We start from the raw sequence: 24,033 nt of genomic DNA, 5'->3' as shown, positions 1-24,033 counted from the left end.
GAGTTTATGGGAAGAAAACCGATTTCTTACATTACTGACATTAAATAAGTAGGTGCAAATAAACCTCCCTGTGGGGAGGAGGGGGGCTGAGTGCAGCAATAAACTGGCAGCTTTGATATATCTTTGCTTAACCGGCCACTACAAAATATTATTAAAAACCCCGTTGCTGCGTTCAAAACACTCTAAGTCAAAATCGACCCACTCATCATCCGCTGATATCTCCGCTCCAATTCATCCCGCACCACCGGCCATTGATTCAAACTTTCATCATTCTCAATTACCATTTGAGCCGCCGCCCTCGCCAACTCCAAAACCTCCTGATCCTCCACCAAACTCGCCAAAGCAAAATCCGGCAAACCCGACTGCCGAGTTCCCAAAACCTGACCAGGCCCGCGCAATCTCATGTCCATTTCCGCAATAAAAAAGCCATCTTGAGATTGTTCTAAAACCTTCATTCTCTGCATAGCTTCCGCCGTTTTGGAACCGGGCATTAACAAACAATAAGAACGGTTGCTGCCCCGACCGACTCGGCCCCGCAACTGGTGCAGTTGCGACAGTCCAAAACGCTCTGAATTTTCAATCAGCATTACCGTGGCATTCGGCACGTCTACTCCCACTTCGACCACAGTAGTAGATACTAAAATATCAGTTTCTTTGTCCCGAAACTTAGAAATTGCGTCATCTTTGTCGGCACTGCTCATTCTCCCGTGGAGCAAACCCACCTTAAACTCAGGAAAGACACTTTTTTCAAGTTTCTCTTTTTCCTCAATTGCCGATCGCACATCCAACTTTTCCGACTCCTCCACCAGCGGTAGCACCACATAAACTTGACGCCCGCTCGCCACTTCCCGCCGAATCAAATCGTAAGCTTGGATTCGTTCTTTGGCAGACAGTACAGTGGTTTGAATCGCCTGCCTACCGGGGGGAAGTTCATCAATTTGACTCACATCTAAATCCCCGTGCAGCGTCAGCGCCAGCGTTCGGGGAATGGGAGTTGCCGTCATCGTCAAAACGTGGGGAGCTTCGCCTTTTTGCTGCAATTTAGCGCGCTGCTGCACACCGAATCTGTGCTGTTCGTCAATTACCGCCAAACCCAATTTATGGAAATTCACTGTATCTTGAATCAGCGCGTGAGTTCCCACTAAAACAGGTAATTCTCCGGTTTCTAATTGGTTGTGAATTTCGCGGCGCTTGGCTACTTTTGTGGAACCAGTTAACAGTTCGACAGACAAGTGCATCAAGTTAAACCAACCTACCAATTTGCGGTAATGCTGTTCTGCTAAAACTTCTGTCGGCGCCATTAAAGCGGCTTGATAGCCGGATTGAATTGCTGCTAGCATTGCCACGACAGCTACTACGGTTTTGCCAGCACCGACATCGCCTTGCACTAATCTGTTCATCGGTTGCGATGAAGCTAAATCGTTGAGGATGTCATTGATGACTCTTTCCTGAGCATTAGTCAAGGCAAAAGGCAAGATTTCATAAAAATGTTCGATCAATTTGCCAGTAGGAAGGATGACTGCACTAGCTTGAGCTTTTCTTTGGGTTTGGCGGCGCTTTAAAAGTCCTAATTGCAGGTAGAAAAATTCGTCAAAAACTAAGCGACGGCGGGCGGCGGCCAAACAATCTCGATCGAGCGGAAAGTGAATATTAGTCACGGCATCGGCTAAACCCATTAAACCGTAACGCTCGCGCAAATCCTCTGGTAGCGATTCTGGCAACATTTTCGCCGCCGGCATTGCAGCCAAAATCGATCGCCTCACCGAACCGGCATCCACCCCTTCCGTCAGCGGATAAACTGGTATCAGGCGGCCGACTTTCATTGATTCGATCGCACCGCCGGAGTCGTCTAATACTTCTAACTCAGGATTTTCTAAAGTAATTCCATATTTACCCTGCTTCACCAACCCCGAAGCTGCCAGCACTGCACCAGTACAATACTCGCGCTTTTTGAATTCTTGCCAACCGCGATTGCTGTAGCGAGGGCCTGCAAAAAAACGACTAATTTTTATCTCTCCGGTGCGGTCTTTTAAAATTACTTCTAATATGGTTAATTTCTTATTCTTCGGACTAGAAAAGCAATTGCATCGCTTTACTTCGGCGATTAAAGTGACAGTTTCCCCAGCTACTAGCTCGCGAATTTGTACTTGCTTTGCATAGTCGATGTGATTGCGGGGATAGTAGTAAAGCAAGTCATATACAGTGTATAAACCAAGTTTGACCAAGCGGTTGCCGTTGGCAGGGCCGATGCCGGTGACGCGGGTTAACTGTTGGTCAAGAGTCAGGCTTGGTGGTGCGGCGGCTGTACTCAGGGGTGCTGTTCGGGGAACGGAAACTGCCGGGGCGGTTGGTTGGGGAGCGTTTGCGGGTCTGACTTGTGCTACTTGTTCTTGCTGGTGGCGAGTTTCTTGTTCCCAAACTTGCTCCATTTGTCTGAGGAAACTGACCGTAATGGCGATCGAATGTTGGCGCTGTTCGAGATCCTTCTGAGGGTAGATGTCAAATTCAGCGGCTAGTTGTCTGGCTCGCTCGCGCGCCGAAGCCGCCACAGAACCTGCCAACTGTCTCAAACTCAGGCCCAGAAACTCGCTGAAGCGGTATTGACTGCCTTGGATGTCGTTAAATCCGCGATCGGCTTCTACTGAAAGAGCTTTTTGCAATCGCTGCCATTCGGGTTGATTATTAGTCATCAGTCATTAGTTATTAGTCATTAGTTATTAGTCATTAGTCATTGGTCATTGGTCATTAGTCATTAGTGGTTAGTCATTAGTTATTAATCATAGCTCAAGAATTCCCGACAATTACCTACGGACAACTGACAACTGTCAACTGACAACTGTCAACTGACAACTGCCAACTGACAACTGTCAACTGTCAACTGACAACTGTCAACTGTCAACTGACAACTAACAACTGACTAATCTTCAAACCAACTCGATCGCCAAGCCGACTCAGCCTCCACCACAGCAAGTTCCCGCTGCTTTTTCTGGTAATCGCGGCCCAGCGAGTTCAACTTGACAGACAGGTTACGAATTTGCTGGCGCCAAGCCGAGGTTCCCGCATCGGCAAACTCTATTTCCGACAGCCGCAGTTTAATCGCTGTAATGTGCAGTGCCCTACTACCAAAGGTTGCTGCCGCCAATTTGCGCGATGCTGATGAGGCATCGGTTTCAATAATTATGTTTAATAAGTTAGGCGGCCCGGCAACACTATCGCCGGAGGATTCAGCAGCAGAAGCAGCTTCTAGAACCGGTTCTGGTAATTGACTCGGCAAGATTCCCGACTGTTGCAGCAAGCGGTTGGTGTCGCGAGAAAGCAGCTTGAGTATATGGACGATCGACTTTTCAATACTATTTTGCCAGCGTGCCAAACTTTCCGGGGAATTGGCATTTGGCAATTGATAATTTGCCAATGAAAATAGATAGTTAATCGCGGAAACTTGGTTTTTTTCCTTTTCGTCTTCTTCGTCTTCCTCTTCTTCCTCTTCGTCTTTGTCGAAGTCGTCTTCCTCTTCCTCTTCGTCTTCCTCTTCCTCTATTTCTTCCTCTATTTCTTCCTCTGTTTCTGATTCAGTCACCAGCGATCGCAATTTTTCCTCCGACGCCGCAGCCAAAGCCTTTACAGACTGCTGCATTTTTTGCCGCCCATCGAAGGACAACTTAAGAAACGACTCCGGTACTGCTTGAGTGCAAAGGTGATAGCAAGCCAAAATTAACTGCTGTCGCACCGCTTGTCCCAACGCAGTTAAATAACCATCGTAGGTACTGCGAAACTCCATATTCAAGGCTGCTAAAGCCTCTTCGAGTCCTGCCAAATCTTGCTCTATTCTCTCTCTTGGTCGCACCATATCTCTCGTATAAAATTAAAATAAGCTAATCCACTTTTAAATTCCATGGTCAAATAAATTTTCACTTTTGTGGCGTGGGCAGCCGATCCCGCCCTCAACAAAAAATTTAAATGCACAACAGCTTAAGACTTACGCAAATTTTAACTTTTTACGCTGTCTGTAGTAGTAACTTTTGCAGTGCCCAGCCTACAAATATAGTCTGTCCATAAGTCCTATAAAAATTAAAAATTAAAAATGCAAAAAATCAAGTTTTCACATTTTTAATTTTTAATTCTCAATCTTAATTGGGATTATTGAACACCCATTTGGGCTGCCACTTCATCGGCAAAGTTAGCTTCTACCTTTTCAATGCCTTCGCCCAAGACAAAACGCACGAAGCGGCGCACTTGGATATTTTCTCCAATTTGGGCGATCGTTTGTTTCACCAACTCTTCCACCGAGATATTCTGATCTTTAATAAAAGGCTGATCCATCAAAGATAACTCTTTCATGCGCTTCTCAATCCGCCCTAGAACAATCTTTTCTTTGATGTTTTCCGGCTTATTGCCCAAGTCATCTTTGCCCATTTCAATTGCCTTTTCTCTTTCGACAACTTCGGCGGGGATATCTTCAACTTTCACGTATTCCACATTCGGGCAAGCTGCAATTTGCATCGCAATATTCCGCACCAAAGTTTGGAATTCTTCGCGACGTGCCACAAAATCTGTTTCGCAGTTAACTTCCACCAGCACTCCCACGCGGCCGCCCGTGTGAATGTAGCTACCTACAAGTCCTTCTGAGGCAACTCGTCCACCTTTTTTACCTGCCGAAGCCAGACCTTTTTTCCGCAGCCACTCGATGGATGTTTCCATATTGCCTTCGTTTTCAACGAGGGCTTTTTTGCAGTCCATCATGCCCGCGCCAGTTTTTTCGCGCAGTTCTTTAACAAGTTTTGCAGATATGTCCGCCATCTTCTTTAAGTTCCCAATCAAAATTAGTTATTAGTCATTAGTCATCAGTCATTAGTCATCAGTCACTAATTTTAATGTTAATGATTAGACCAGAGTGAAGAAATACCCAGTCGATCTTAGTACCGACTTTGTAGGTGTAGCGCCAGAATTAATTCTGGCCCTCACACAATGAATGCTTTTGCCAGATATCTACTAATGACTTAGACTCGTGCTAAGCAGTCGCCCATTTAAATTGTATATTCAGGGCGGCCGGGACGCCCACCCCACAAGACTTTAATCTTTTTTGACATACAATTTAAATGCAGACCAGCTTATGTACAATTAAAAATTAAAAATATCCAACTAAAAATAATTATTATTTTTAATTTTCAATCTTTAATTTTTAATTTCCTGGTGTCAGATTCCGATCGCAATACTAGCTCTCGGTTTCTTCGCCGTCAGCGTCAGCGGCGTCGTCGGGATCTACATAATCGGGGTCATCCAATTCTTCGATTTCGACATCATATTCAGCGCCTTCGTAACCACCGTCGTAGTCGTAGTCTTCATCAGAGTCGCCGCCTTGCTGACCGTGACGACCTTCGTAGATGGCATCAGCCAACTTGCCGACAATCAGCTTGATCGATCGAATAGCATCGTCATTTGCCGGAATCGCAATGTCAACCAAATCCGGGTCGCAGTTGGTATCCAACAGAGAGACGATCGGAATTCCCAACTTTTGGCATTCCAACACCGCATTATACTCGCGGCGTTGGTCTACCAGCACTACTCCGTCGGGAATCTTCCGCATAGATTTAATCCCGCCCAGATATTTCTGGAGTTTTGCCATTTCTCGGCGCAGTACCGAAGCTTCTTTTTTCGGCAGCAAATCGAGGGCGCCGATTTCCTCACGGCGCTCCAAATCCTTGAGGCGCTCCACGCGGGACTTAATCGTCGTCCAGTTGGTGAGCATTCCCCCCAGCCAGCGCTGGTTGACGTAATAAGCACCGCAGCGTTGAGCTTCTTGGGCTACAATCCCGGCAGCTTGGCGCTTCGTACCCACGAACAAAAACTTTTTGCCTTTTTCTGAGGCAACTCTCATGTACTCGTAGGCGTCTTCCATAAGCTGAGCGGTTTGCACGAGGTCGATGATGTGAACCCCGTTGCGCTCTGTAAAAATGTATGGAGACATTTTCGGGTTCCACCGACGGGTTTGGTGTCCGAAGTGAACCCCTGACTCTAACATTTGAGCCAAACTGACTACTGGCATTGTATTTTTAACTCCTAATTCGGGTTAATCCTCCACCCGGTCGTATTTCTGAAGGTTTGCGCCCTAGAAACACCCGAAAACCCGGATGTGCGAATTTAAACAACTTTTCTAGTTTATCACAGCGCGCGCTACTTTTTCTGACAATTTTATATCACTAGGTTTAAACTCAGATGTTGCAGCAATATCAATAAGAGGATTTTTCGTGGGGTCGGGCGGGTTTATAGAACCTATTTGCAAGCTTTAAGGCTGTTGGCGAACCCGCCCCTACGGCTAATTGAGAATGGTGCAAGATATCAGTTTAAACTCAGATGTTGCACCATTGTCAAGAACGGGCTCTGGGGCCCGTTCCACAAAGAACGAGTTTTCTTGTGGAACAGGCCGAAAAGCCTGTTCCTAAACAAGTAATTGAGAATGGTGCAAAATGTGAGTTTAAATGGGCGGTGGGCAACCGGAGGTGAGATAGAGTCCGGGGTGCAGAGGCTGCGGTTAAAGTTACTTGCAAGCGCTTCTAAAAAACAAAAAATCCAAGTGGGAAGTTGCCAAAGCCTTTGTTGGCTTGTGAGAGAATGGCCTTGTTGGTGCGCCTCTGGTACCTTCTACCTTCGATCGAGCTGGTATCGATTTTTTTCGATCGGCAATTCAGTCAGCTTTACTACCCTGCCCTCTCCATCCGCAAAAATCCCCAAGCTAAAAACGCCATGCCCATACCCATTCTCGTCCTGCTTGAAGTTCTAATTGTTATCGCACTTTCGAGACTTGTCGGTTTAGGATTTCGAGCGATCAAACAACCTCAAGTCATTGGAGAAATTGTAGCAGGAATTATGCTTGGGCCTTCTCTATTTGGCTTAGTTGCACCAGCCACCGCAACTGCACTTTTTCCAGCCGAAGCCGTTCCCTTCCTCAACGTGTTGTCTGAGGTGGGGCTGATTTTTTTCATGTTCTTGATTGGTTTGGAACTGAATCCCAAGTACCTCAAAAGCAATTTAGATATAGCGATTTTAACTTCCCACGTCAGCATTCTAGTGCCGTTTTCCCTGGGAAGCTTGCTCGCACTGCTGCTGTATCCCATCGTTTCAAATAATAGCGTTTCCTTTACCGCATTTGCTTTGTTTTTGGGCGCGGCGATGTCAATTACGGCTTTTCCAGTGCTGGCAAGAATTATTACAGAACACAATTTGCAGAATACCAAATTGGGGACGCTGGCCTTGACTTGCGCTGCGGTAGACGACGTGACAGCGTGGTGTTTGTTAGCGGTGGCGATCGCAGTTACTCGTACTAATTCGATGATCGGTGCTTTGCCGACAATTATTCAATCTTTAATTTACATCGGTTTCATGCTGACTGTAGTGCGCTGGTTCTTGCAGCGACTTTCCAAACAGTACAACCGCACTGGCAGATTAACACAGTTATTGCTGTCCGGCATTTACATGGGAGTTGTAGCTTCTGCCTTAATTACTGAATGGATCGGCATTCATTTAATTTTCGGTGCATTTTTGCTGGGTGCTGTTATGCCTAAAAATGCGGGATTAACCAGAGAATTAGCTGAAAAAACCGAAGACTTTGTACTAATATTTCTGCTGCCCATATTTTTTGCTTACAGCGGCTTGCGGACTGAAATCGGCTTGCTCAACAGTCCCGAATTGTGGCTGCTGTGCGCCGCAGTTTTGGGAGTGGCAATTATCGGCAAATACCTCGGCACTTACGTTGCGGCCAGAGTTTGTGGCATCAGCAATCGCGAAGCTTCAGCCCTGGGATGGCTGATGAATACTCGCGGTTTGACTGAACTAATTGTGCTGAATATCGGTCTTTCCCTAGGTGTAGTTTCGCCGCTGCTATTTACAATGTTAGTCATCATGGCTTTAGTGACAACTTTTATGACTTCGCCTCTGTTGGAGTGGACTTATCCAAAACGGTTAATTAGGTTAGATATTTCAGAAGTTAACTCTGAGGATTCAGAATTAGAAAATTCACAAATGGCTGACAGCAGCGAAGAAACTGCTAACAAATTGCTGCCAACTTATCGAATTTTAGTACCGGTTGCCAATCCCAGCACGCAGAAAGGTTTACTGCGACTAGCGGTAGCGCTGGCGCAGCCGGCTGCTGGTATGGGTGGTGAGGATTTACAGTCGGCGGCGGTTCATCCTCTGAGTTTGATAGAATTAAATGATGACTATGCCTTTGAAAGTACGCCTGCGGAAGCCGATCGCATTATTCAAGAACGCCGCTCGAAATTATCAGAATTGATTGAGAGTTTGGAAGTGCCGGAGGCACAAAAATTCGTACATCCCATCATTCGGGTTACTAATGATGTTGCCAGGGAAACGGCACAAATTGCGGAAATAGATCGCGCGGATTTGATTTTAGTAGGATGGCACAGGCCAACTTTTAGCAGCAACCGTTTGGGAGGACGTGTCGGCCAAATTCTCAGCAACGCTAAGGTGGATGTAGCAATTTTTGTTGACAGAGGCCGGGAAAGGTTGAATAACTTGTTAGTACCTTACGCGGCAAACATTCATGATGATTTGGGTTTAGAATTGGCGCTGAGACTATTAGTTAATAGCGAGGAACGCCGTTTGACGGTGCTGCGGGTGGCGGTTGACGGGGAAGCTGAAAACAATCTGAGTTACGAGTTTGGGCGAGTGATGGATCAGTTACCAGTTGAGGTGCGATCGCGCATTGAGACTCCGATTGTGGAGGCTGCTGAGCCAATTCAAGCAGTAGTAGCGGCTTCTGCTAATGCTGATTTAACTATTGCGGGTACGAGTCGGGAGTGGGGAATTGAGCGCCAAACTTTGGGACAGTATACTGATGAATTGGCTGTGCAGTGTCATTCTTCGCTACTGATTGCGCGGTGTTACGTTAAAGTGCGATCGCACTTGGCATCGGTACTCAGTCAAACTACTCAGTATTAGTCATGAGTAGGGGCGCACTGGGCATTTTACCCAATTACCGATTACCAATTACCAATTACCAAGATGATGAATCATTTAAGCCTCAAATCCCTGGCATTTTACGGGATTGCGATCGGCTCAGTTTCACTGCTGTTTAAAGTAGTAACTGCTTACGGGGAAGCAAATTTAAAGGCGGCCCCGGCAATTGCGGGAACTTATCGCTTCGATCCTAAAAGTTTGCCCGAATGTCTGAATTCTGATGTTTTGGTATTGACAATCGAGCAATCGGGTGTTTATTTGAGCGGTAATTTGCGATCGGGCAGCAGGGAGGGCAGGGAAAAAACAGCCCAAGAGAAACCTTCTCTATTTGGTAGGTGGGAAACTCAAGGATTGAACTTGTCGGGTGCGGTTCCTAATTTAGCGGGTTGCAGGGACTCCACAGCAACCGGTCAAAACAGTTCTGTTAAAATGCGCGGAATTGTGGAGCAAGAAAGCCTCAAGGGAAAAATTAGTCTAACTGATAAGACGGCGGCTACTGATTTTACTGCTCAAAGAGAAGCGGCGGTGCAACCCCAGAAGCAGGAAGATTGATCGATCCCAATAGAGAATAAGAAAGGGGAAATGGGTAATTCTTGGTCGCTTTCCGACAGAAAGCATCCAGGATACCCGCCACGTAATTCATCCGTCCAGAAATAAAAAACCTGTATCCGATAAAGGAACCCCAGAATTTATCCGTGGGATCAATGCTTCAATTCTAAAATCTAAAATCTAAAATCTAAAATCGCGCAATCGATTGACTCTCCCCTTCTCCCCCCTCAAGAAGCAAGGAATCACAAAGCGGCGGGGTGGGGGAGTGGGCGATCGAACTCCGGCCGCCGGAGCTCGCCCGCGACGGTCGGTTGCTGCTAAATTAGAAAATATACCTAAAAGTCAATGATAAAAATAAAGTATCCCAGAGAAGTTCTTGGTTGAGAATTTGTCTTGCTCAAGACCCCCCGTGCCCGTATAGTTTGTTTGGAATGGATGTTGCCGTGATATTAATGCCGTCAGAAACTTCGCTTACCCAGTCAAACCCGTTGATTTTAGACAGTTTGCCAGACTTGTCGCCCTCCGATGGGGGATGTCCCCGCCGAGCCAGATTGCAAATTGACTTGATGTTGCTGGCGATCGAAGCCTTGTATCTCGGAGGTGCAGAAGAAATGCTGGCTGTGTCAAAGGACCTGGAATTGGAATCAATTATCAAAAATCGGGTTGCTCTTTGGCTGATGCGTAATACTAACCCGCTGAGACGCTATACCCAGCGCCGCTCCCTTACCATTGTGGAGGCAAAAGCGCTGGTGGCGATCGCCTGTAATATGGCGCGCAAGTTAACCGCCACAATTCGGCAGTTGCTGCTAGACTCCCAGCAGTTGCGATCGAAAAATATCCCCCTCAACCAGAACCAGTCGCTGGCGGAGTATTTAGAACGCTTTCGAGCTCACTTTCGATCGCGCATGAACCCCAAGCGATCGCTAGTTGCAGCTTACGATTCCGACGACAAGCTCAACGAACTAGCTTTGAACTTGTTGAGCAAACTGCTATTTTGTACAGGCACAGCCGGAATGCAGCGCTTCTGGGTTAGCCTGTTTGATGGAGAAGTTGAATAAAAAATGACTATTAGGCGTCAGTACAGTCTGCCAAATTGCACCCTGGTTCTAGAAGGGTTGAGCGATGGATCGGCAGCCAGCCAGTTAGATTTACGGCCGGTGCTTTCAATATTAATGAGCGCTGAATGCTATGTTACAGGTCTTGGCGAGCCTTTAAGCGGGGGACGGGAGTTTTTTGAAAGCTTGGTGAGGGCCGTCAGCAGCTACGCTCAAGAATTTATGAGCGGAGTGCATTATCCCGATCGCTACGGCCCGAATGTGGGTATGGTGCAGTTGCACAGAATTGACGGGAATTTGCACCGATTGACCGTTCTACCCGCCTCCACAGGCAGCGCCACCCAAATCGATCAAAAAACAGAACTGTCGGCAAAAGTTGATTTGACGACGGTACAGCTATTTGACTTGGTAGAGGCGATCGATCAATTTTTTGCCGACACGCAGACGCTGCCGGAATTGTCGCTGCAATTAACCCCAATTTCCAAGCGTTACGTCAAGTCGGCCGAACCTTTGGCGAAGCGGACTTTACCTGCTGTCGTGGGGGTGTCGAGTTTGGCTTTGGCTGCGATGGCGTTTTTCTTGGTGCCGATACCGGAAGTCCAGCGGCCGAGAGATCCGGTGCCGCAGCCCAATCCTGCAGGCCAGAATCAGGGGACGCCGAATCCGGGCGGATCGGGTTCGCCTAATCCCAATCCCACGCCCCCTGCTGACGGTTTGCTGCCTGGGACTCAAACTCCGAACGCTGAATCGCTTTCGCCGACTCCGATCCCCGCGCCGCAGCCGGACGCTTCACCGTTGGCCACACCGCAGTCGAGCACTTCGCCGGAAAGCACGCCCACTCCTGTTGCGGAAGGTTTGGCAAGCCCAGATGTGGCAGCGGTGCCAATTACAGATCCAGGGGAAATTGACCTGTTGAGGGGCAAACTTTCCCAGCAAATTGACGGAGTTGTGAAGGATAAGCCTCCGGTTGGTGCGGAGTTGGTTTATCGGGTGAGTGTGGCCCAAGACGGGGCGATTGTCGGTTACAAGCCGGAGAATTCGGCAGCAGTCGATCGATCAGAAACGCCGTTGTCTGAGTTGCTTTACCAACCGGTTGGCACCAGGACACCTGCGGAACCGCTGGCTGATTTCCGCGTAGTTTTGGCACCAGACGGCACTGTTCAAGTCACTCCTTGGTAATGGTTAACTGTTGACTGTTGACTGTTAACGGTTGACTGTTGACTGTTAACGGTTGACTGTTGACTGATACCAAATCCCGCTTAAATGCTGCCTCATACCATGTCCGATCGATCGCGCATAATACAATTGCCGGGGCGGGTTTTTGAGATTGTCGGTTTTTAGCAAATATTGTTGGTGAACCCGCCCCTACAGGAATCAGGGTAATTGACCGGACATGATATCAATCTCTTAGTCTGGGGAGGCAGACTTGGTTTTTCTAGTAGCGATTTAAATCGCCGAATCATCTACAAACCGATTGCTGATTCAAAACCCTGTTGGTGCGATCGGCTTAATGTCTGGGTCAAATCCTCCAACTTGATTGGTGCGAATTATCCACAAAAAAGCTCCTTGTTTTAATAAAACTTTGGCTATTTCATCTTGGGTTCGCCTCGGCAGCATTGTTCGGTAACTAATAGCAGTTTTTATCAGGGTTGCTATACCTGCAAAAAAGGTTTTTTTCAGTTCCGCATCAATCCCCGCCAATGTCGAATTTTTCCGCCAATCTGGACGAACAATTCCGAGGGGCATTAATACTTTTTCTAAACTCTCTCCTAAAGCTACTAATTGGTGAAACCTTTTGCTTTGTGCGTCGGTGGGATGTGTTTTTAACCAGTCTTGAATCTGAGGATTTGACTCTATTTCGGAAGTGATTTTTTTAATTGTGGCGTAAATTGCCTGACTTGAATCTTGGACGCAAGAAGTTGCTGGCGTGACTAAACTTGCGCCGGTGCCGTCTCCGCTGCGGTAGCGGGCCATCATGATATCTAGTTGCTGGTTTAATTCGGTTAAAGGTGACAAGGTGATGCCGTCAAAATCGTAGTCGCAACACACGCAGTCTAATTTACAGATGATATCGCAAACCGGGCGATCGCCCAACCAGCCGCGCTGCAAGTCTCCCATGTAGCTTTGCCATTTGCTGGAACCGGCAACAATTCCGTCGGGATTGTGGGCGTAAACTTGTTTGTATTCTATGTCAAAACGCAGTTCGCTGGTAAAGCGATCGCGCACTACTTTTGCTACTCCGAAAGCAAAATGTCCGGTGACAATTCCCAGGGGTTGCCGTTCGCCTTTTTTGCCGCCGATACCCCCGAAACTGTGAATCACTATCCCGATATCTCCTTCTTGCCAAGGAGAGATTGAAGCGTTTTCTTTAGCGTCATTTGGGGTTAACAATACTATTTTTGCTTGCCCTTTTTGGGCTGGTGTATTTTCCCAATTTTGGCTGCTTAAATAATCGATAGATTTTTTTAGTCCGAAATGTGTTTCATCTGGGATTAATTGGGCAATTTTGCGGGGTTCGATTGCCTGTACTACAAATATACTGTCTTCGTCTCTTTCGCCGTAAATGTACCAGCCTTCTGGATTTAAGGGCGATTGTTCGATTAGGTGATTGGTAGACCTCGCTACGCCATTTTTGTCTGGCTGTACTTGTGGAATCCGAATGATTTCGGCGGCGCCGTCAAATTGTTGAGATGTTTTGTTGAAATGCCGGACAATAAATTTGTCGCTGTCGCGTTCTTTTCGCTGTAAAATAGAGACTAAGGCGCAGAAACGTCCGATAATTTGTACTGGTTCGCGATCGATCGTGAGTTCCTGGCGATCGCTGCTGCTATAATGAATCGCAATCACCGGCCTCCGCAGCATCACAGTCACGCTGTCTTCAAGTCTGCTGCCTGCTAGAGTTTCTAAAGGCCCGACATTTCGCCAGCCGTTTAATCTATCTGGATGGATGTTGCCAGATTTTTGACTTTTTTGAGTTTCTTGTGTGAAGTTTATATCTTGACTGACTGCGTGGACAAAAAACTGTACTTCGCGATTTGTACTCCATTTCAAAAATGCTGTTTTGCCAATAAAGTTTTTATATTTTTTGGGTGCATTTATTACTTCAAAAAACACTGTGCCGTAGGGCAGCCGCTGTTCGTTTGATGGCAAAATTAAGCGCCCGTGCCAAAGAGCGATCGGCTTGTAGAGATAGGCAACTGCTGCTGATTTTTCGCAGATTATCTCCGGCTCAATCGCTCTTGAAATATCGCTTTTGCCTCCAAAAATAGTAGCAGTTAAATTGCCGTCACTTTCTACGAATCTGGGTTCTAAAAAAACCTTTTCAGGTTCGGAAATATGAGCGGTTGAATTGCCCGTCTTTCTGGTGAACGAGCGTATAAAAAAATGGCGGTTTCCCTCCAATTTCGCTTGCAACCAATTAAGAAAAATCCGAATAAAAATAAAAGCTGTTAGACCGGAAATAACAGCCAGAACTATCAGCCCCAGGGTCAAAATGAATTGGTTAAAAGACTGACCTGACACTAGAAAAATTGTGGGCCATATCCAAGAAAATGCCGCCATAATATCTAAAAACGAGTTTTAGGTTCGATCCAGTCTGTGCTGGCTTGACTGCCGAAAACTAGGGGTTTGTCCTCGGTGACTGCTACTGTTTGCCCTGTCATATCCACTGCACAAAGAGGCCAAGATCGATCGCCCAAATTGCCGGCGCGGAACAGAACTTTTCCGGGACAAACTTGACTCCAACCCAACAATACAGCATGAGTGTAAAGACTGCGAGCGGGAGCAACGGTATAAGTATAATTATCATTTTTGTCCCAAATGACACCGTAGTCGGACATATCGGAAGAGTTGAAAAGTGCTTCAAATTCGCGGGCGAGAATCCGGGAACCGTCTTGATTCCAAGAAACAGGCACTAAAATGGCGATCGTCCCGGACATATCTGTATCATCGCTAGCATACATCCCACTTTCGGCCAGTGGCGAAGCAGCCGCCACTGTTTGCAGTTCGCCGGTTTTGAGATTTTCCACAAACATGACGCTGCTAACCCGACATCGGGAGAATTCCGGCTGTACTTGCAACTCAATTCGACTGTAAGCTGCGTATTGGCCGTTAGTTGATACTAGAGATGGACTGCGATAATAGCGGAGGCCTGTGCCTGCAGTGGAGCTCACTTTAGCATGAGTGGCACTAATCCACTCCCAAGGAACGGGATAAGGGCTATTTAAAGGGTCAGTCATCGGTTTTTTTTCCAAAAGTTTTACTGAATTATCCAACAGATTCAGGCTGGCACGCAACGGACTAGAAACCAGGTTTCTAGTCCGTTGCGTGCCACCAAACCACAGATTTATATAAACCGGGTTTCTTTTTTATATTTTAGATTGGAGGACAAATCTCAAATCTCAAATCTCAAATTTCAAATCGGATAGGTAAGATAGTATCGAAATTAATGTGGTCTGTACACCGAGAGGGATGAAATATGACGCGATCTTTTAACCAAAAACCTTCAATCCCCCCCACTCGCGTCTCCAAGTCGCGGGGAAAAGGTTTGCTTGTACTGTCGCTGATTTTTCGACTGCTGCTGCTGGGGGTGGGTAGCGGTTTTGCGTGGGTTTTGGGGATGGCGATCGCTCAAATTTATCCGTCAGGCGCGACGGAAATGCCGATCGCAGAGAGATTGCTGCGTGTAACTCAAAATTTGACCTCCAGCCCGAAACGCGCCCCAGCAACGCCAATTCCGGCACTCCCGCCACCAACCGCTACACCGACTCCCCAGTCAACAGTCAGTCCTGCCCAGAGAGAGAAATTGCAGTCGGATTTGAGACAGTTGCAGGGCGAACTCAACGCGCTGATTGGTCGCACTGCCGCTTTGGAGAGTCAGTTGGGCAGCAGCCGCCCGACGGAAACTTTGGAAAAGCGTTTGCAGTTGATGTCGCGGGAATTGGCGGGGCCGGAAACGGCGGCAACTCCTGTTCCGCCTTTACCGGCGATCGGCAGCAGCCCCAGTCTGAACCCTGAAACGGTGAATACTGCGCCACAGAATGCCAATAATCCGGTGTTTGGGGGAGATGGGCTGATGGTGACTCTGCCCAGCGATGTTTTGTTTGATACTGGCAGCATTTCTTTGCGCGCGGGCACAAGTGCGATTTTGGACAATTTGGTGGCGGAGTTGGGCAATCACGAGGGGGCAACTGTGCGGGTTGCGGGCCACACTGACGACGCGGGGGAAGCGGCGGATAATCGCAATGTGTCGTTTGCCCGGGCTCAGGCTGTGGTGCAGTATTTGTCTGGTGTGCTCGGTCAGAAGTATCATTGGGTGGCGATCGGCTATGGGGAAAGTCGCCCTTCGGTAGACAATAGTTCTGATACTAATCGGCAGCGCAACCGCCGCATTGAGGTGGCAATTAGTCCTTAGTTTTTAGTCATCAGTCATCAGTTATCAGTCGGCAGACTTGTAGATACTGTTGAAGTGTTAATGGTAGCGATCGAATAATTGGAGTCAATCGATTTTAGATTTTAGATTTTAGATTTTAGATTGACTTGCGCGAGATAAATGCGGGGGCAATAAGTGATTTTCGATTTTCGATTTTGGATTGATTCCACGGATAAATAACGTGGCGGGTACCACATGAAGAAATTCGTGGTCATATCACATCCGGTTGAACCGGAATGATTTAACCGCAGAGGGCACAGAGGACGCGGAGGAAGAGAAGAGAGAGATGAATAATTCCGATGCCAACGGGTTTGATATCGAACGGCTTCTGGGATGTTAAAATTGCTGTTGTGAATTTAAGATCAAACCTGGCAACTACGGAATTATACCCAAGTACGAGTGTCCCCGCGATCGGTCACGTAAGCGCTGAACTCCGAAAATTATTATTCCGATGCCAACAGAAACGATATAAATTGTATGTTTCAATTCCCTACTCCCCTTCTCCTCTTCTCCCCTGCTGTCACGCCGAAGGTGTAAGAGGTGGCAAGTCAGAATTATTTTTAGCCCGATCTATTGCCTCTCGATGTTCGCTCCTAAGTTTCGGTTTTAAATACAAGTTCTCAATCAAAGCTGCCACTCCCGCAAACCAAGGCGGCACAATTACTGCCCCAATAATTCCTAATACTTGAACGCCTCCCAATACAGACAGCAATTGATATAAAGGATGCACACCAACCGAGGAACCAACCAGCAAAGGATCGAGTACGTAAGTTTCTAAATTCTGGATAATTACAAATAACAGTAATACCCACAAAAGTACCCAGCCACCTTTAGCTAATGCTACAATTAATGCTGGTACTGCTCCCAATACTGGGCCGATGAACGGAATCAAGTTTGTCACACCTGCGATCGCACCCAAGCCTAAAGCAAATTCCGGCATTCCCAAAATGCTTAAACCTGTGGTAATAAATATCCCTAAAATGCCCGAAACTAACACTCGCCCGCGAATATAGCTCCCCATTCTTTGACCAATTGGCGCCACTTGTGCGGCTAATCTTGTATCCCAAGGTTTTGGGAAAAATTGCACCAAACTTTTGATTAATGTGTCGCTGTCGGCAACCATGTAACCGGAAATAAATAATGCTAAAACTAAGCTGAAAAAACCGCCTAGAATGCCTCTGGTTAAACTGTACGATCGCAAAACCAGTTGTTGACTCGATCGAATCAGCCAATTAGTCAGCGATTGAGTGTCCACCAGACCCACCAAGGTTGGGGCGTCGTCGGTTAGGCGACTCAATAGATTAGTTGCCACAGTTCGCAAACTTTCGACATAAACTGGTAACTGCCGCAGCAGTAACTCTATTTGTTCGATGACTGTGGGCCCGATTAACACTACCGTCCCGCTAAATCCACCGATGAGAGTTAAATAAACCATAATCACCGCCAGCCAGCGGGGAACCCGCATCGTTTGGGCCCAATTAACGATCGGGACGATCGAAGCAGCCAGCACAACTGATATCATCAGAATTACTAGCAGGCTCCGCAATTGCCACAGCAGCACTAGCAGCAAGGACGATGCTACAATTAGCAGCAAGTTAGGTAAAGAAATGGTAATCCGCTGTTCTGACATGATTATTCTGACAAAATTGAGTAATGATATTGTTGTCGATCGTGTCACTCTCTATTTTATGATAAACGATATGATATAAATAATATAATTAAGATTATGAAGTCGCTCTTAAAACCCGTTGAATGGATCGGCAGTTCCCGTGACGACTTGCGCGACTTTCCTGAAGATGTTCAGCAAATTATGGGTTTTGCTTTGTACCGCGCTCAACTGGGTAAAAAGCATCCTGATGCTAAACCGCTTAAAGGATTTAAAGGTGCTGGCGTTCTAGAAATTGTTGAAAATTTTGATGGAGACACTTACCGAGCTGTATATACCGTAAAATTTGAAGGAATAGTCTATATTCTTCATGCTTTTCAAAAAAAATCAAAGCAGGGAATTGCTACCCCCAAGCAAGATATAGATTTGATTGAATCTCGACTTAAGCGTGCCAAAGAACACTACAAAAAATATTTAGAACAGCAAGAAGTGGAGGAACAAAATGACTGAAGAAATAAAAGTGCATTCCAGTAGTGGAAATGTTTTTGCTGATTTAGGGCTACCCAATCCAGAGGAATTACTGATTAAGGCAGAACTAGCTCATCAGATTAGTGAATTAATTTCGGAACGCCAACTAACCCAGAACCAAGCAGCAAAGCTATTAGGAATCGATCGACCTACACTCTCAGCATTGATGCGCGGTAAATTATTAGATTTCTCTACGGAACGCCTATTTCGTTTTCTCAACGCACTCGGCAGCAACGTAGAGATTAGGATTGCCCACTCGCCACCAAATGTTCAAGCTAAAACTCACATTGTCGTAGCATCATAAGTAAACAAACAAGTAAAAAATTAAAAGATTAATATGCAATCACCACCTTCAAATAAAGATTTGTCAACCATTTCATCTATAAAATCACCAACGCTGTTTTACGAATGGCAAAACTATCGCTGTGCTTATGATGTTTATAACCCAACTACTGCGACAGAAGATAGCATCCCTTTGTTATTAATTCACCCGATAGGAGTTGGTTTGTCAAGAATCTTTTGGCATAGATTTTGTGAGAGTTGGTACAAAGCAGGGAACAGTAATCCGATTTATAATCCCGACCTTTTGGGCTGCGGCGATTGCGAAATGCCGGCTGTGGCCTGCTATCCTGACGATTGGGCGGCACAGTTGCAGTATTTCTTGGAAACTGTAGTCAAAAAACCTGCGATCGTCCTCGTGCAAGGTGCTTTACTGTCTGTAGGCTTGGCTTTAGCAAAAAAGCAGCAGGAAAGCGGCTCAAATTTAATTCGCGGCTTAGTTCTCGCAGGGCCTCCAGCTTGGGCGGTGATGAACAAACATTCGACAGAAAGACAGCAAAGAATTGTCTGGAATTTGTTAAATTCTCCCCTGGGAAACGCTTTTTACCGCTACGCCAGACGCGCTGAGTTTTTGCGTTCTTTTTCTGTGAAACAACTGTTTGGCGATGCGGCACAAGTTGACAGCGAATGGTTGGATGCTTTGCAGGCTGGGGCGGCCAATCCTGACAGCCGTCACGCGGTTTTCTCGTTTTTAGCGGGGTTTTGGCGCCAGGATTATAGTAACACGATTCAAAAGTTCGATCGACCTGCACTCATTGTCATGGGAGAAAAAGCCTCAAGCATCAGTCAAGCGGGTAAGGAAGAGAAACCGGATGAAAGATTAGCGCAATATTTAGCTTATTTTCCCAATGGGGAAGGTTTATTAATGCCGGGGCGCAATGTTTTGCCCTACGAATCCACCGCAGAATTTGTCGCGGCTGTTGCCGAATTTGTGAACAAGTTAAATAAAACTTAAATCTATTTGTGGAGTTATTATCTAATAATAACTGATATCGTTTCCGGTTGCATCGGTATTGTTCAAATACTCAACAGTTAACAGTCAACAGTCAACAGTCAGAACCAGTTGTCTCATGCTTCCGGCTCGTCCAAAGACTGGCGTAATGTTGCAATAACATCCTCGGCTGACTGGTGTCGAAATTTGCCTGTACGGAAATCAGCTAAGGTTCGTTGGGCATCAGCAGCTATTTCCGCGCGGACACTCTCGCGGTGACGGTTTTGCAGGATTTTTATCAGCATTTCCTGCTGTTCGTAGGACAGTTGTAAAGCAGTTTCTAGCACTTGGTCGAGGGTATTCATAGAGCTAGGCTATTACCTCTAAGGTTGAACAAATTGCGAAGTTGAGTAAATTATATCGCTTATTCAAAGACTAGGCTACACTAAAAAAAATGTACTAAACTCGGTTTGGTCATGAGCGACAACATCATTACGATTGAAGCAGGTAAACGCAGTGGAAAGCCTTGCATCAGGCGAATGCGAATTACCGTTCACGATGTGCTGGGTTGGCTGGCTGCGGGAATGTCTCATGCAGAAATTCTAGACGATTTCCCAGAGTTGACGGAGGAAGACATTAGAGCGTGTTTAGAATTCGGCGGTTGAAACCGCTTCTTGTCAAACAAAGTCTGCCTCCGCAGACTATGAATTTAGTTTCAACCACGATGCCAGATGGTTGTACCATCCTTTTGATCGATCAAAGTAATCCCATTATCCTTAAGCTCGTTGCGGATGCGATCGCCCTCAGCAAAATCCCTAGCTTTCCGAGCATCTTTCCGCTGCTGAATCATCACCTCAATCTCCCCATCACTCAAACCATCAACAGCATCATTGCTGTCACCTTCCGGCTGAACTTCTAAACCCAAAACCCCCGCCAAACTCACCAATGTCAGCCATTTTTGCTGCAACAAATCCGGCGCAGTTTCTGTTTTTCCCTGATGCACTAAAACATTGCCTTCTTTGGCCAATTCCTTAGCCAATTCAAACAAAATCGTCACAGCGCCGGGAGTATTGAAATCATTGTCCATCGCTGATTGGAATTCCTGCACAGCTTTGCTATCCTGTCCAGTTTTCTCAACGTCCCAATTCAGTTGAGAACCGTAGCGCAGCCCAAACAGCAAACCTTCATTGATGGTATTCCAGCCATTTCTAGCGCTAGCGATCGCCTCTTCGGTAAAATCAATTTGACTGCGATACTGCGCCATCAACACAAACAGCCTCACCGCCATCGGTTCCACCGCTTTTGCATTCTCGCTTTGATTCTGACTCCCATCCTGCGTAGGGGCGGTGCCCCCGTGCCCGCCCTGGGCTGCGGGGGGGTTAGATTCCAAATCGCCCGACCAATTCCCATCCAACAAATCGCGAATTGTAATAAAATTGTGCAAAGATTTCGACATCTTTTTGCCATTGACAGTCACAAAAGCATTGTGCATCCAATAATTAGCCAGTGACTTGCCAGTCGCGGCTTCAGATTGAGCAATTTCGTTTTCGTGGTGCGGGAAAGTTAAATCGGAACCGCCGCAGTGAATGTCAATTGTTTCGCCCAAGCAATCGCGCACCATCGCCGAACATTCGATGTGCCATCCGGGACGACCTTTTCCCCAAGACGACTCCCAAGCAGGTTCTCCCGGTTTAGCGCTTTTCCACAGGGCAAAATCAGAGGAATCTTGCTTTTTTTGAGCTTCTATTTCTGCGGTGTCCAATCTACCGCTAGCCCCGGCTTGCATTTCTTCCAACTTGCGGCCGGAAAGTTTTCCGTAATCGGCAAATTGCCTCACGTTGTAGTAAACGTCGCCGCCGTTCGCATAGGCATAACCTTTATTTTCTAATTCGTGAATCAGCCGTTTAATGCCGTCCATTGTATGGGTGGCGCGGGGATATTCATCGGCCCTGAGAATATTCAGTTTGTCCATATCTACGAAATATTCATCGATGAAGCGTTCCGCCACGGCTTCCATTCTGGAATTGGTTTCGCGGGCGCGATCGAGAATTTTGTCATCAATATCGGTAAAATTCTGAACGTAGCGAACATCGTATCCGCGCCACATCAGATAGCGGCGCACCATGTCCCACACAATGTAAGCGCGGGCGTGGCCGACGTGGCAGTAATCGTACACCGTAACGCCGCAGCAGTACATCCGCACCTTTCCTGGTTCGAGGGGCTCAAAAGGTGATTCGCGACGGGTCAAGCTGTTGTAAAGCGTTAGAGTCATTCGATTTTAGATTTTAGATTTTAGATTTTAGATTTTACAAGATTTACGCAGAAGCTCTATGTGTAGGGTGTGCAGTGCCCACCTTATCTGTATAGGTAGCGTCAAACCTTTTTTGCGTCCAAGACTTTTGGTTTGTAGTTGCGATCGCCCGTAAGCGTTGCTTGCACAAGAGTACCGCCCAACTGCCAGCCTACCAAATTTTGTACTAAATCTCCTCTATCCATAGTACCGCCCTGGCCGACTCAATCTCACATCTAATTTATGTCAGGAAATGTTGACAATTGTTTCCCTGACGATCCCCACAAGCGCTTAATTGTCAAGATTCCCTGACAAAGTGATCCCCAAAATCACGAAAATGCGTATAAGTACCCAGAATTGAAGGAAAAGACCCCTTGACCCGATCGCAACTTGTCTGCAACATTAAGTCATGACAAAGCGATCCCAAAGAAATGCTTGGATTAAGCAGCCCTGGGAGTCGAATAGCGCGTGTGCTGCCAGCACAGCGTTGCTAGCAGCACCGGTCGCACTCACAAAATCGATCTTGTCAATCAAGAATCGACAGATAAAGCTTTATTTAGATCGGACGGTGCGCGCAGAAGCCAATAAGTCCAACCCCCCGATCGCATCGGGAAAAAGACAAGCTCAAAACAAGCAAGGCTTCAAAGGTTGGAGAGATTTGGAAGCTCGATAATATGTAGATTTAAAAGAGTTTCTAACTCAAAAAGTCAACACATTTGTGTTGAAAGGAAAAATCTAACCCGCCATCCTAAATTAGTGGAGAACCAACTCATGGCAAAAGAACGCCCACCATTAGAAGAGATGACTTTGCGACAACTCCGCAGAGTTGCTAGCGAATGTGGAGTCTCTCGCTACAGCCGGATGCGGAAATCGCAACTCCTGGCATCAATTCAAGAAATTCAGCGCACCAAATTTTCCTACAGCCCATCTCGCAAACTAGAGGCACAAGAAGCAGTGGAAGCAGCAAAGTTTGAACTCGGTCAAGAAGATAGAACAGGCGGTTCTTTGTCGTCTGTAGATGAAGGTTTAGCAGATTTGCCCAACGGCTACGGCGAAAGCCGGGTGGTTTTAATGCCCCGCGACCCAGAATGGGCCTACACTTACTGGGATATTCCTAACGATCGCAAAGAAGAATTGCGTCGCCAAGGAGGACAGCAACTCGCCCTGCGGATCTACGACGTTACAGATGTTAACCTCGATACTCAAAGCCCGCACAGCATTCAAGAATATCCCTGCGACGAACTGGCGCGGGAATGGTACGTGCCAATCCCCGTGAGCGATCGGGATTATGCGATCGACATCGGCTACCGCTGTGCAGATGGCCGCTGGCTGGTATTAGCTCGATCGGCCGAAGTCCGCGTTCCTCCCGTCTATCCCAGCGACTGGATTGAAGATCAATTCATCACCCTCGACTGGGAAGAAGAATTGCAGGGCAAAACCTTTGCCGAACTGGTTCCTCCGGCCAAGAAACTCGCAAAAGCAGCCAATGGCTTCGGTTTCAGCACCGAAAATGCTATCTACGAACAAATCTTCGGCATGGCAGAATCTGCCGAATCCCTGCGCGTAGCGGGTTCTATCTTCGGTTCCATGCAGCACGTCGCCGGTTCCGTCCAGCAAGTCGGCATCCACGAACAAGCTCTCAGTTCCTACGTGTTCCCCTCCGGCGTCGGAATGTGGGCGGCTCCCACCATGTCGGGACTCACCGCGTCGGGTGTCGGTATGTCCGGCCTCACCGCGTCGGGTGTCGGTATGTCGGGCCTCACCGCGTCGGGTGTCGGTATGTCCGGCCTCACCATGTCAGGTGTCGGTATGTCCGGTCTCACCATGTCCGGTTTCGGTATGTCCGGTGTTGGTATGTCGGGAGTTGGCTTCGCCCCCCCGATGCGCCCCCGCCAGTTCTGGTTAGTTGCTGATGCCGAACTGATCGTCTACGGCGCCACCGAGCCTGACGCTACCGTCTACGTAGGCGGACAGCCGATTAAACTCAATGCTGACGGCACTTTCCGCTTCCAGATGTCCTTCCAAGACGGCTTAATCGACTATCCGATTTTTGCAGTAGCAGCAGACGGCGAACAAAACCGCGCCATCCACTTGAAATTCAACCGCGAAACCCCAGAACGGCGCACCAATACCAAGCAGGATGCTGTTGTGGAATGGTTGGGCTAATCCCAAAGGTCGATCGATCAACGGGCGATCGTTCAGGTTTGTGCCAATTTTTTAACCATCACAAGGCATAGCCTCAGCCGATCGTGATTTGTTAAGGTTAATCCCAGACAACAACCCATAACACCCCCTATACACCGTTCTCCTGTTTTGAGGAGCGGTGTTTTT

The 24,033-nt window shown here is 47.2% G+C and carries 21 protein-coding genes; 11 read left to right on the top strand and 10 right to left on the bottom strand.

What is annotated here, in order from left to right:
• Positions 1–182 precede the first annotated feature (182 nt).
• The 4 genes from recG to rpsB form a co-directional block, all read right to left on the bottom strand.
• A complete protein-coding gene (gene recG / locus QT973_RS16145; protein ID WP_333056026.1) occupies positions 183–2,690 on the bottom strand; it encodes an ATP-dependent DNA helicase RecG in 2,508 nt (835 codons plus the stop codon).
• 227 nt (positions 2,691–2,917) lie between these two features.
• Entirely contained in the window at positions 2,918–3,847 is a 930-nt protein-coding gene (locus tag QT973_RS16140; protein ID WP_333056025.1) for a hypothetical protein, read from the bottom strand.
• A 290-nt stretch (positions 3,848–4,137) separates the two neighbouring features.
• Positions 4,138–4,797 carry a translation elongation factor Ts gene (tsf, locus tag QT973_RS16135; protein WP_333056024.1) on the bottom strand — a complete coding sequence of 220 codons (660 nt, stop codon included), beginning with the start codon at positions 4,795–4,797 and terminating at the stop codon, positions 4,138–4,140.
• 415 nt (positions 4,798–5,212) lie between these two features.
• The gene (rpsB, locus tag QT973_RS16130; RefSeq protein ID WP_333056023.1) at positions 5,213–6,043 is read right to left on the bottom strand and encodes a 30S ribosomal protein S2; all 831 of its coding nucleotides are present in this window, start codon (positions 6,041–6,043) and stop codon (positions 5,213–5,215) included.
• 536 nt (positions 6,044–6,579) lie between these two features.
• On the opposite strand from rpsB, the gene QT973_RS16125 reads away from it, so the two are divergent.
• The 4 genes from QT973_RS16125 (at position 6,580) to QT973_RS16110 (ending at position 11,756) form a co-directional block, all read left to right on the top strand.
• The gene (locus QT973_RS16125; protein ID WP_333056022.1) at positions 6,580–8,955 is read left to right on the top strand and encodes a cation:proton antiporter domain-containing protein; all 2,376 of its coding nucleotides are present in this window, start codon (positions 6,580–6,582) and stop codon (positions 8,953–8,955) included.
• Positions 8,956–9,018: 63 nt separating this feature from the next.
• Positions 9,019–9,525 carry a hypothetical protein gene (locus QT973_RS16120; RefSeq protein WP_333056021.1) on the top strand — a complete coding sequence of 169 codons (507 nt, stop codon included), beginning with the start codon at positions 9,019–9,021 and terminating at the stop codon, positions 9,523–9,525.
• A 428-nt stretch (positions 9,526–9,953) separates the two neighbouring features.
• Positions 9,954–10,580, top strand: coding sequence for a DUF3038 domain-containing protein (locus QT973_RS16115; RefSeq protein ID WP_333391703.1), 627 nt, complete (start codon positions 9,954–9,956; stop codon positions 10,578–10,580).
• A 3-nt stretch (positions 10,581–10,583) separates the two neighbouring features.
• Positions 10,584–11,756, top strand: a complete 1,173-nt coding sequence (locus QT973_RS16110) for a DUF4335 domain-containing protein (RefSeq protein ID WP_333391701.1) — start codon at positions 10,584–10,586, stop codon at positions 11,754–11,756.
• A 303-nt stretch (positions 11,757–12,059) separates the two neighbouring features.
• On the opposite strand, the gene QT973_RS16105 is transcribed toward QT973_RS16110, so the two are convergent.
• Together QT973_RS16105 and QT973_RS16100 are read right to left on the bottom strand one after the other, a co-directional pair.
• Positions 12,060–14,099, bottom strand: a complete 2,040-nt coding sequence (locus tag QT973_RS16105) for an abortive infection protein (RefSeq protein WP_333233450.1) — start codon at positions 14,097–14,099, stop codon at positions 12,060–12,062.
• 44 nt (positions 14,100–14,143) lie between these two features.
• Positions 14,144–14,815, bottom strand: coding sequence for a hypothetical protein (locus tag QT973_RS16100; RefSeq protein WP_333056017.1), 672 nt, complete (start codon positions 14,813–14,815; stop codon positions 14,144–14,146).
• 239 nt (positions 14,816–15,054) lie between these two features.
• Here QT973_RS16100 and QT973_RS16095 point away from each other — a divergent pair, with 239 nt between their 5' ends.
• Positions 15,055–15,990, top strand: coding sequence for an OmpA family protein (locus QT973_RS16095; protein WP_333056016.1), 936 nt, complete (start codon positions 15,055–15,057; stop codon positions 15,988–15,990).
• Positions 15,991–16,528: 538 nt separating this feature from the next.
• On the opposite strand, the gene QT973_RS16090 is transcribed toward QT973_RS16095, so the two are convergent.
• Positions 16,529–17,638: an AI-2E family transporter gene (locus QT973_RS16090; protein ID WP_333056015.1), complete on the bottom strand. Its 1,110-nt coding sequence runs from the start codon at positions 17,636–17,638 to the stop codon at positions 16,529–16,531.
• Between the two features lie 96 nt (positions 17,639–17,734).
• Here QT973_RS16090 and QT973_RS16085 point away from each other — a divergent pair, with 96 nt between their 5' ends.
• The 3 genes from QT973_RS16085 to QT973_RS16075 are packed head-to-tail and all read left to right on the top strand — an operon-like array spanning position 17,735 to position 19,436.
• Entirely contained in the window at positions 17,735–18,124 is a 390-nt protein-coding gene (locus QT973_RS16085) for a type II toxin-antitoxin system RelE/ParE family toxin (RefSeq protein WP_333056014.1), read from the top strand.
• A complete protein-coding gene (locus QT973_RS16080) occupies positions 18,117–18,446 on the top strand; it encodes a helix-turn-helix domain-containing protein (RefSeq protein ID WP_333056013.1) in 330 nt (109 codons plus the stop codon). The genes QT973_RS16085 and QT973_RS16080 overlap by 8 nt, the downstream gene beginning before the upstream one ends.
• Positions 18,447–18,479: 33 nt before the next feature.
• A complete protein-coding gene (locus QT973_RS16075; protein ID WP_333056012.1) occupies positions 18,480–19,436 on the top strand; it encodes an alpha/beta hydrolase in 957 nt (318 codons plus the stop codon).
• Positions 19,437–19,549: 113 nt separating this feature from the next.
• On the opposite strand, the gene QT973_RS16070 is transcribed toward QT973_RS16075, so the two are convergent.
• The gene (locus QT973_RS16070; RefSeq protein WP_333210616.1) at positions 19,550–19,777 is read right to left on the bottom strand and encodes a hypothetical protein; all 228 of its coding nucleotides are present in this window, start codon (positions 19,775–19,777) and stop codon (positions 19,550–19,552) included.
• Between the two features lie 111 nt (positions 19,778–19,888).
• On the opposite strand from QT973_RS16070, the gene QT973_RS16065 reads away from it, so the two are divergent.
• On the top strand, positions 19,889–20,077 hold the full coding sequence (locus QT973_RS16065; protein WP_333272804.1) for a DUF433 domain-containing protein: 189 nt from the start codon (positions 19,889–19,891) through the stop codon (positions 20,075–20,077).
• Between the two features lie 50 nt (positions 20,078–20,127).
• Here QT973_RS16065 and cysS read toward each other — a convergent pair whose 3' ends face one another.
• Positions 20,128–21,684 (bottom strand): cysteine--tRNA ligase, encoded by a 1,557-nt coding sequence (gene cysS / locus QT973_RS16060; RefSeq protein WP_333391699.1) that lies wholly within the window; start codon positions 21,682–21,684, stop codon positions 20,128–20,130.
• Positions 21,685–21,785: 101 nt separating this feature from the next.
• The gene (locus QT973_RS16055; protein WP_333391698.1) at positions 21,786–21,908 is read right to left on the bottom strand and encodes a hypothetical protein; all 123 of its coding nucleotides are present in this window, start codon (positions 21,906–21,908) and stop codon (positions 21,786–21,788) included.
• Between the two features lie 203 nt (positions 21,909–22,111).
• On the opposite strand from QT973_RS16055, the gene QT973_RS16050 reads away from it, so the two are divergent.
• Together QT973_RS16050 and QT973_RS16045 are read left to right on the top strand one after the other, a co-directional pair.
• Positions 22,112–22,375 carry a hypothetical protein gene (locus QT973_RS16050; protein WP_333391696.1) on the top strand — a complete coding sequence of 88 codons (264 nt, stop codon included), beginning with the start codon at positions 22,112–22,114 and terminating at the stop codon, positions 22,373–22,375.
• Positions 22,376–22,473: 98 nt separating this feature from the next.
• Complete coding sequence (locus QT973_RS16045; protein ID WP_333391695.1) at positions 22,474–23,868, top strand: DUF4912 domain-containing protein; 1,395 nt, start codon at positions 22,474–22,476, stop codon at positions 23,866–23,868.
• The last annotated feature ends 165 nt before the right edge of the window (positions 23,869–24,033 follow it).

It is taken from the genome of Microcoleus sp. Z1_A1 (assembly GCF_036700305.1).
Classification (GTDB): domain Bacteria; phylum Cyanobacteriota; class Cyanobacteriia; order Cyanobacteriales; family Microcoleaceae; genus Microcoleus.
The sequence above is the reverse complement of the archived record's forward strand: the minus strand, read 5'-3'. Positions and strand labels throughout refer to the sequence as shown.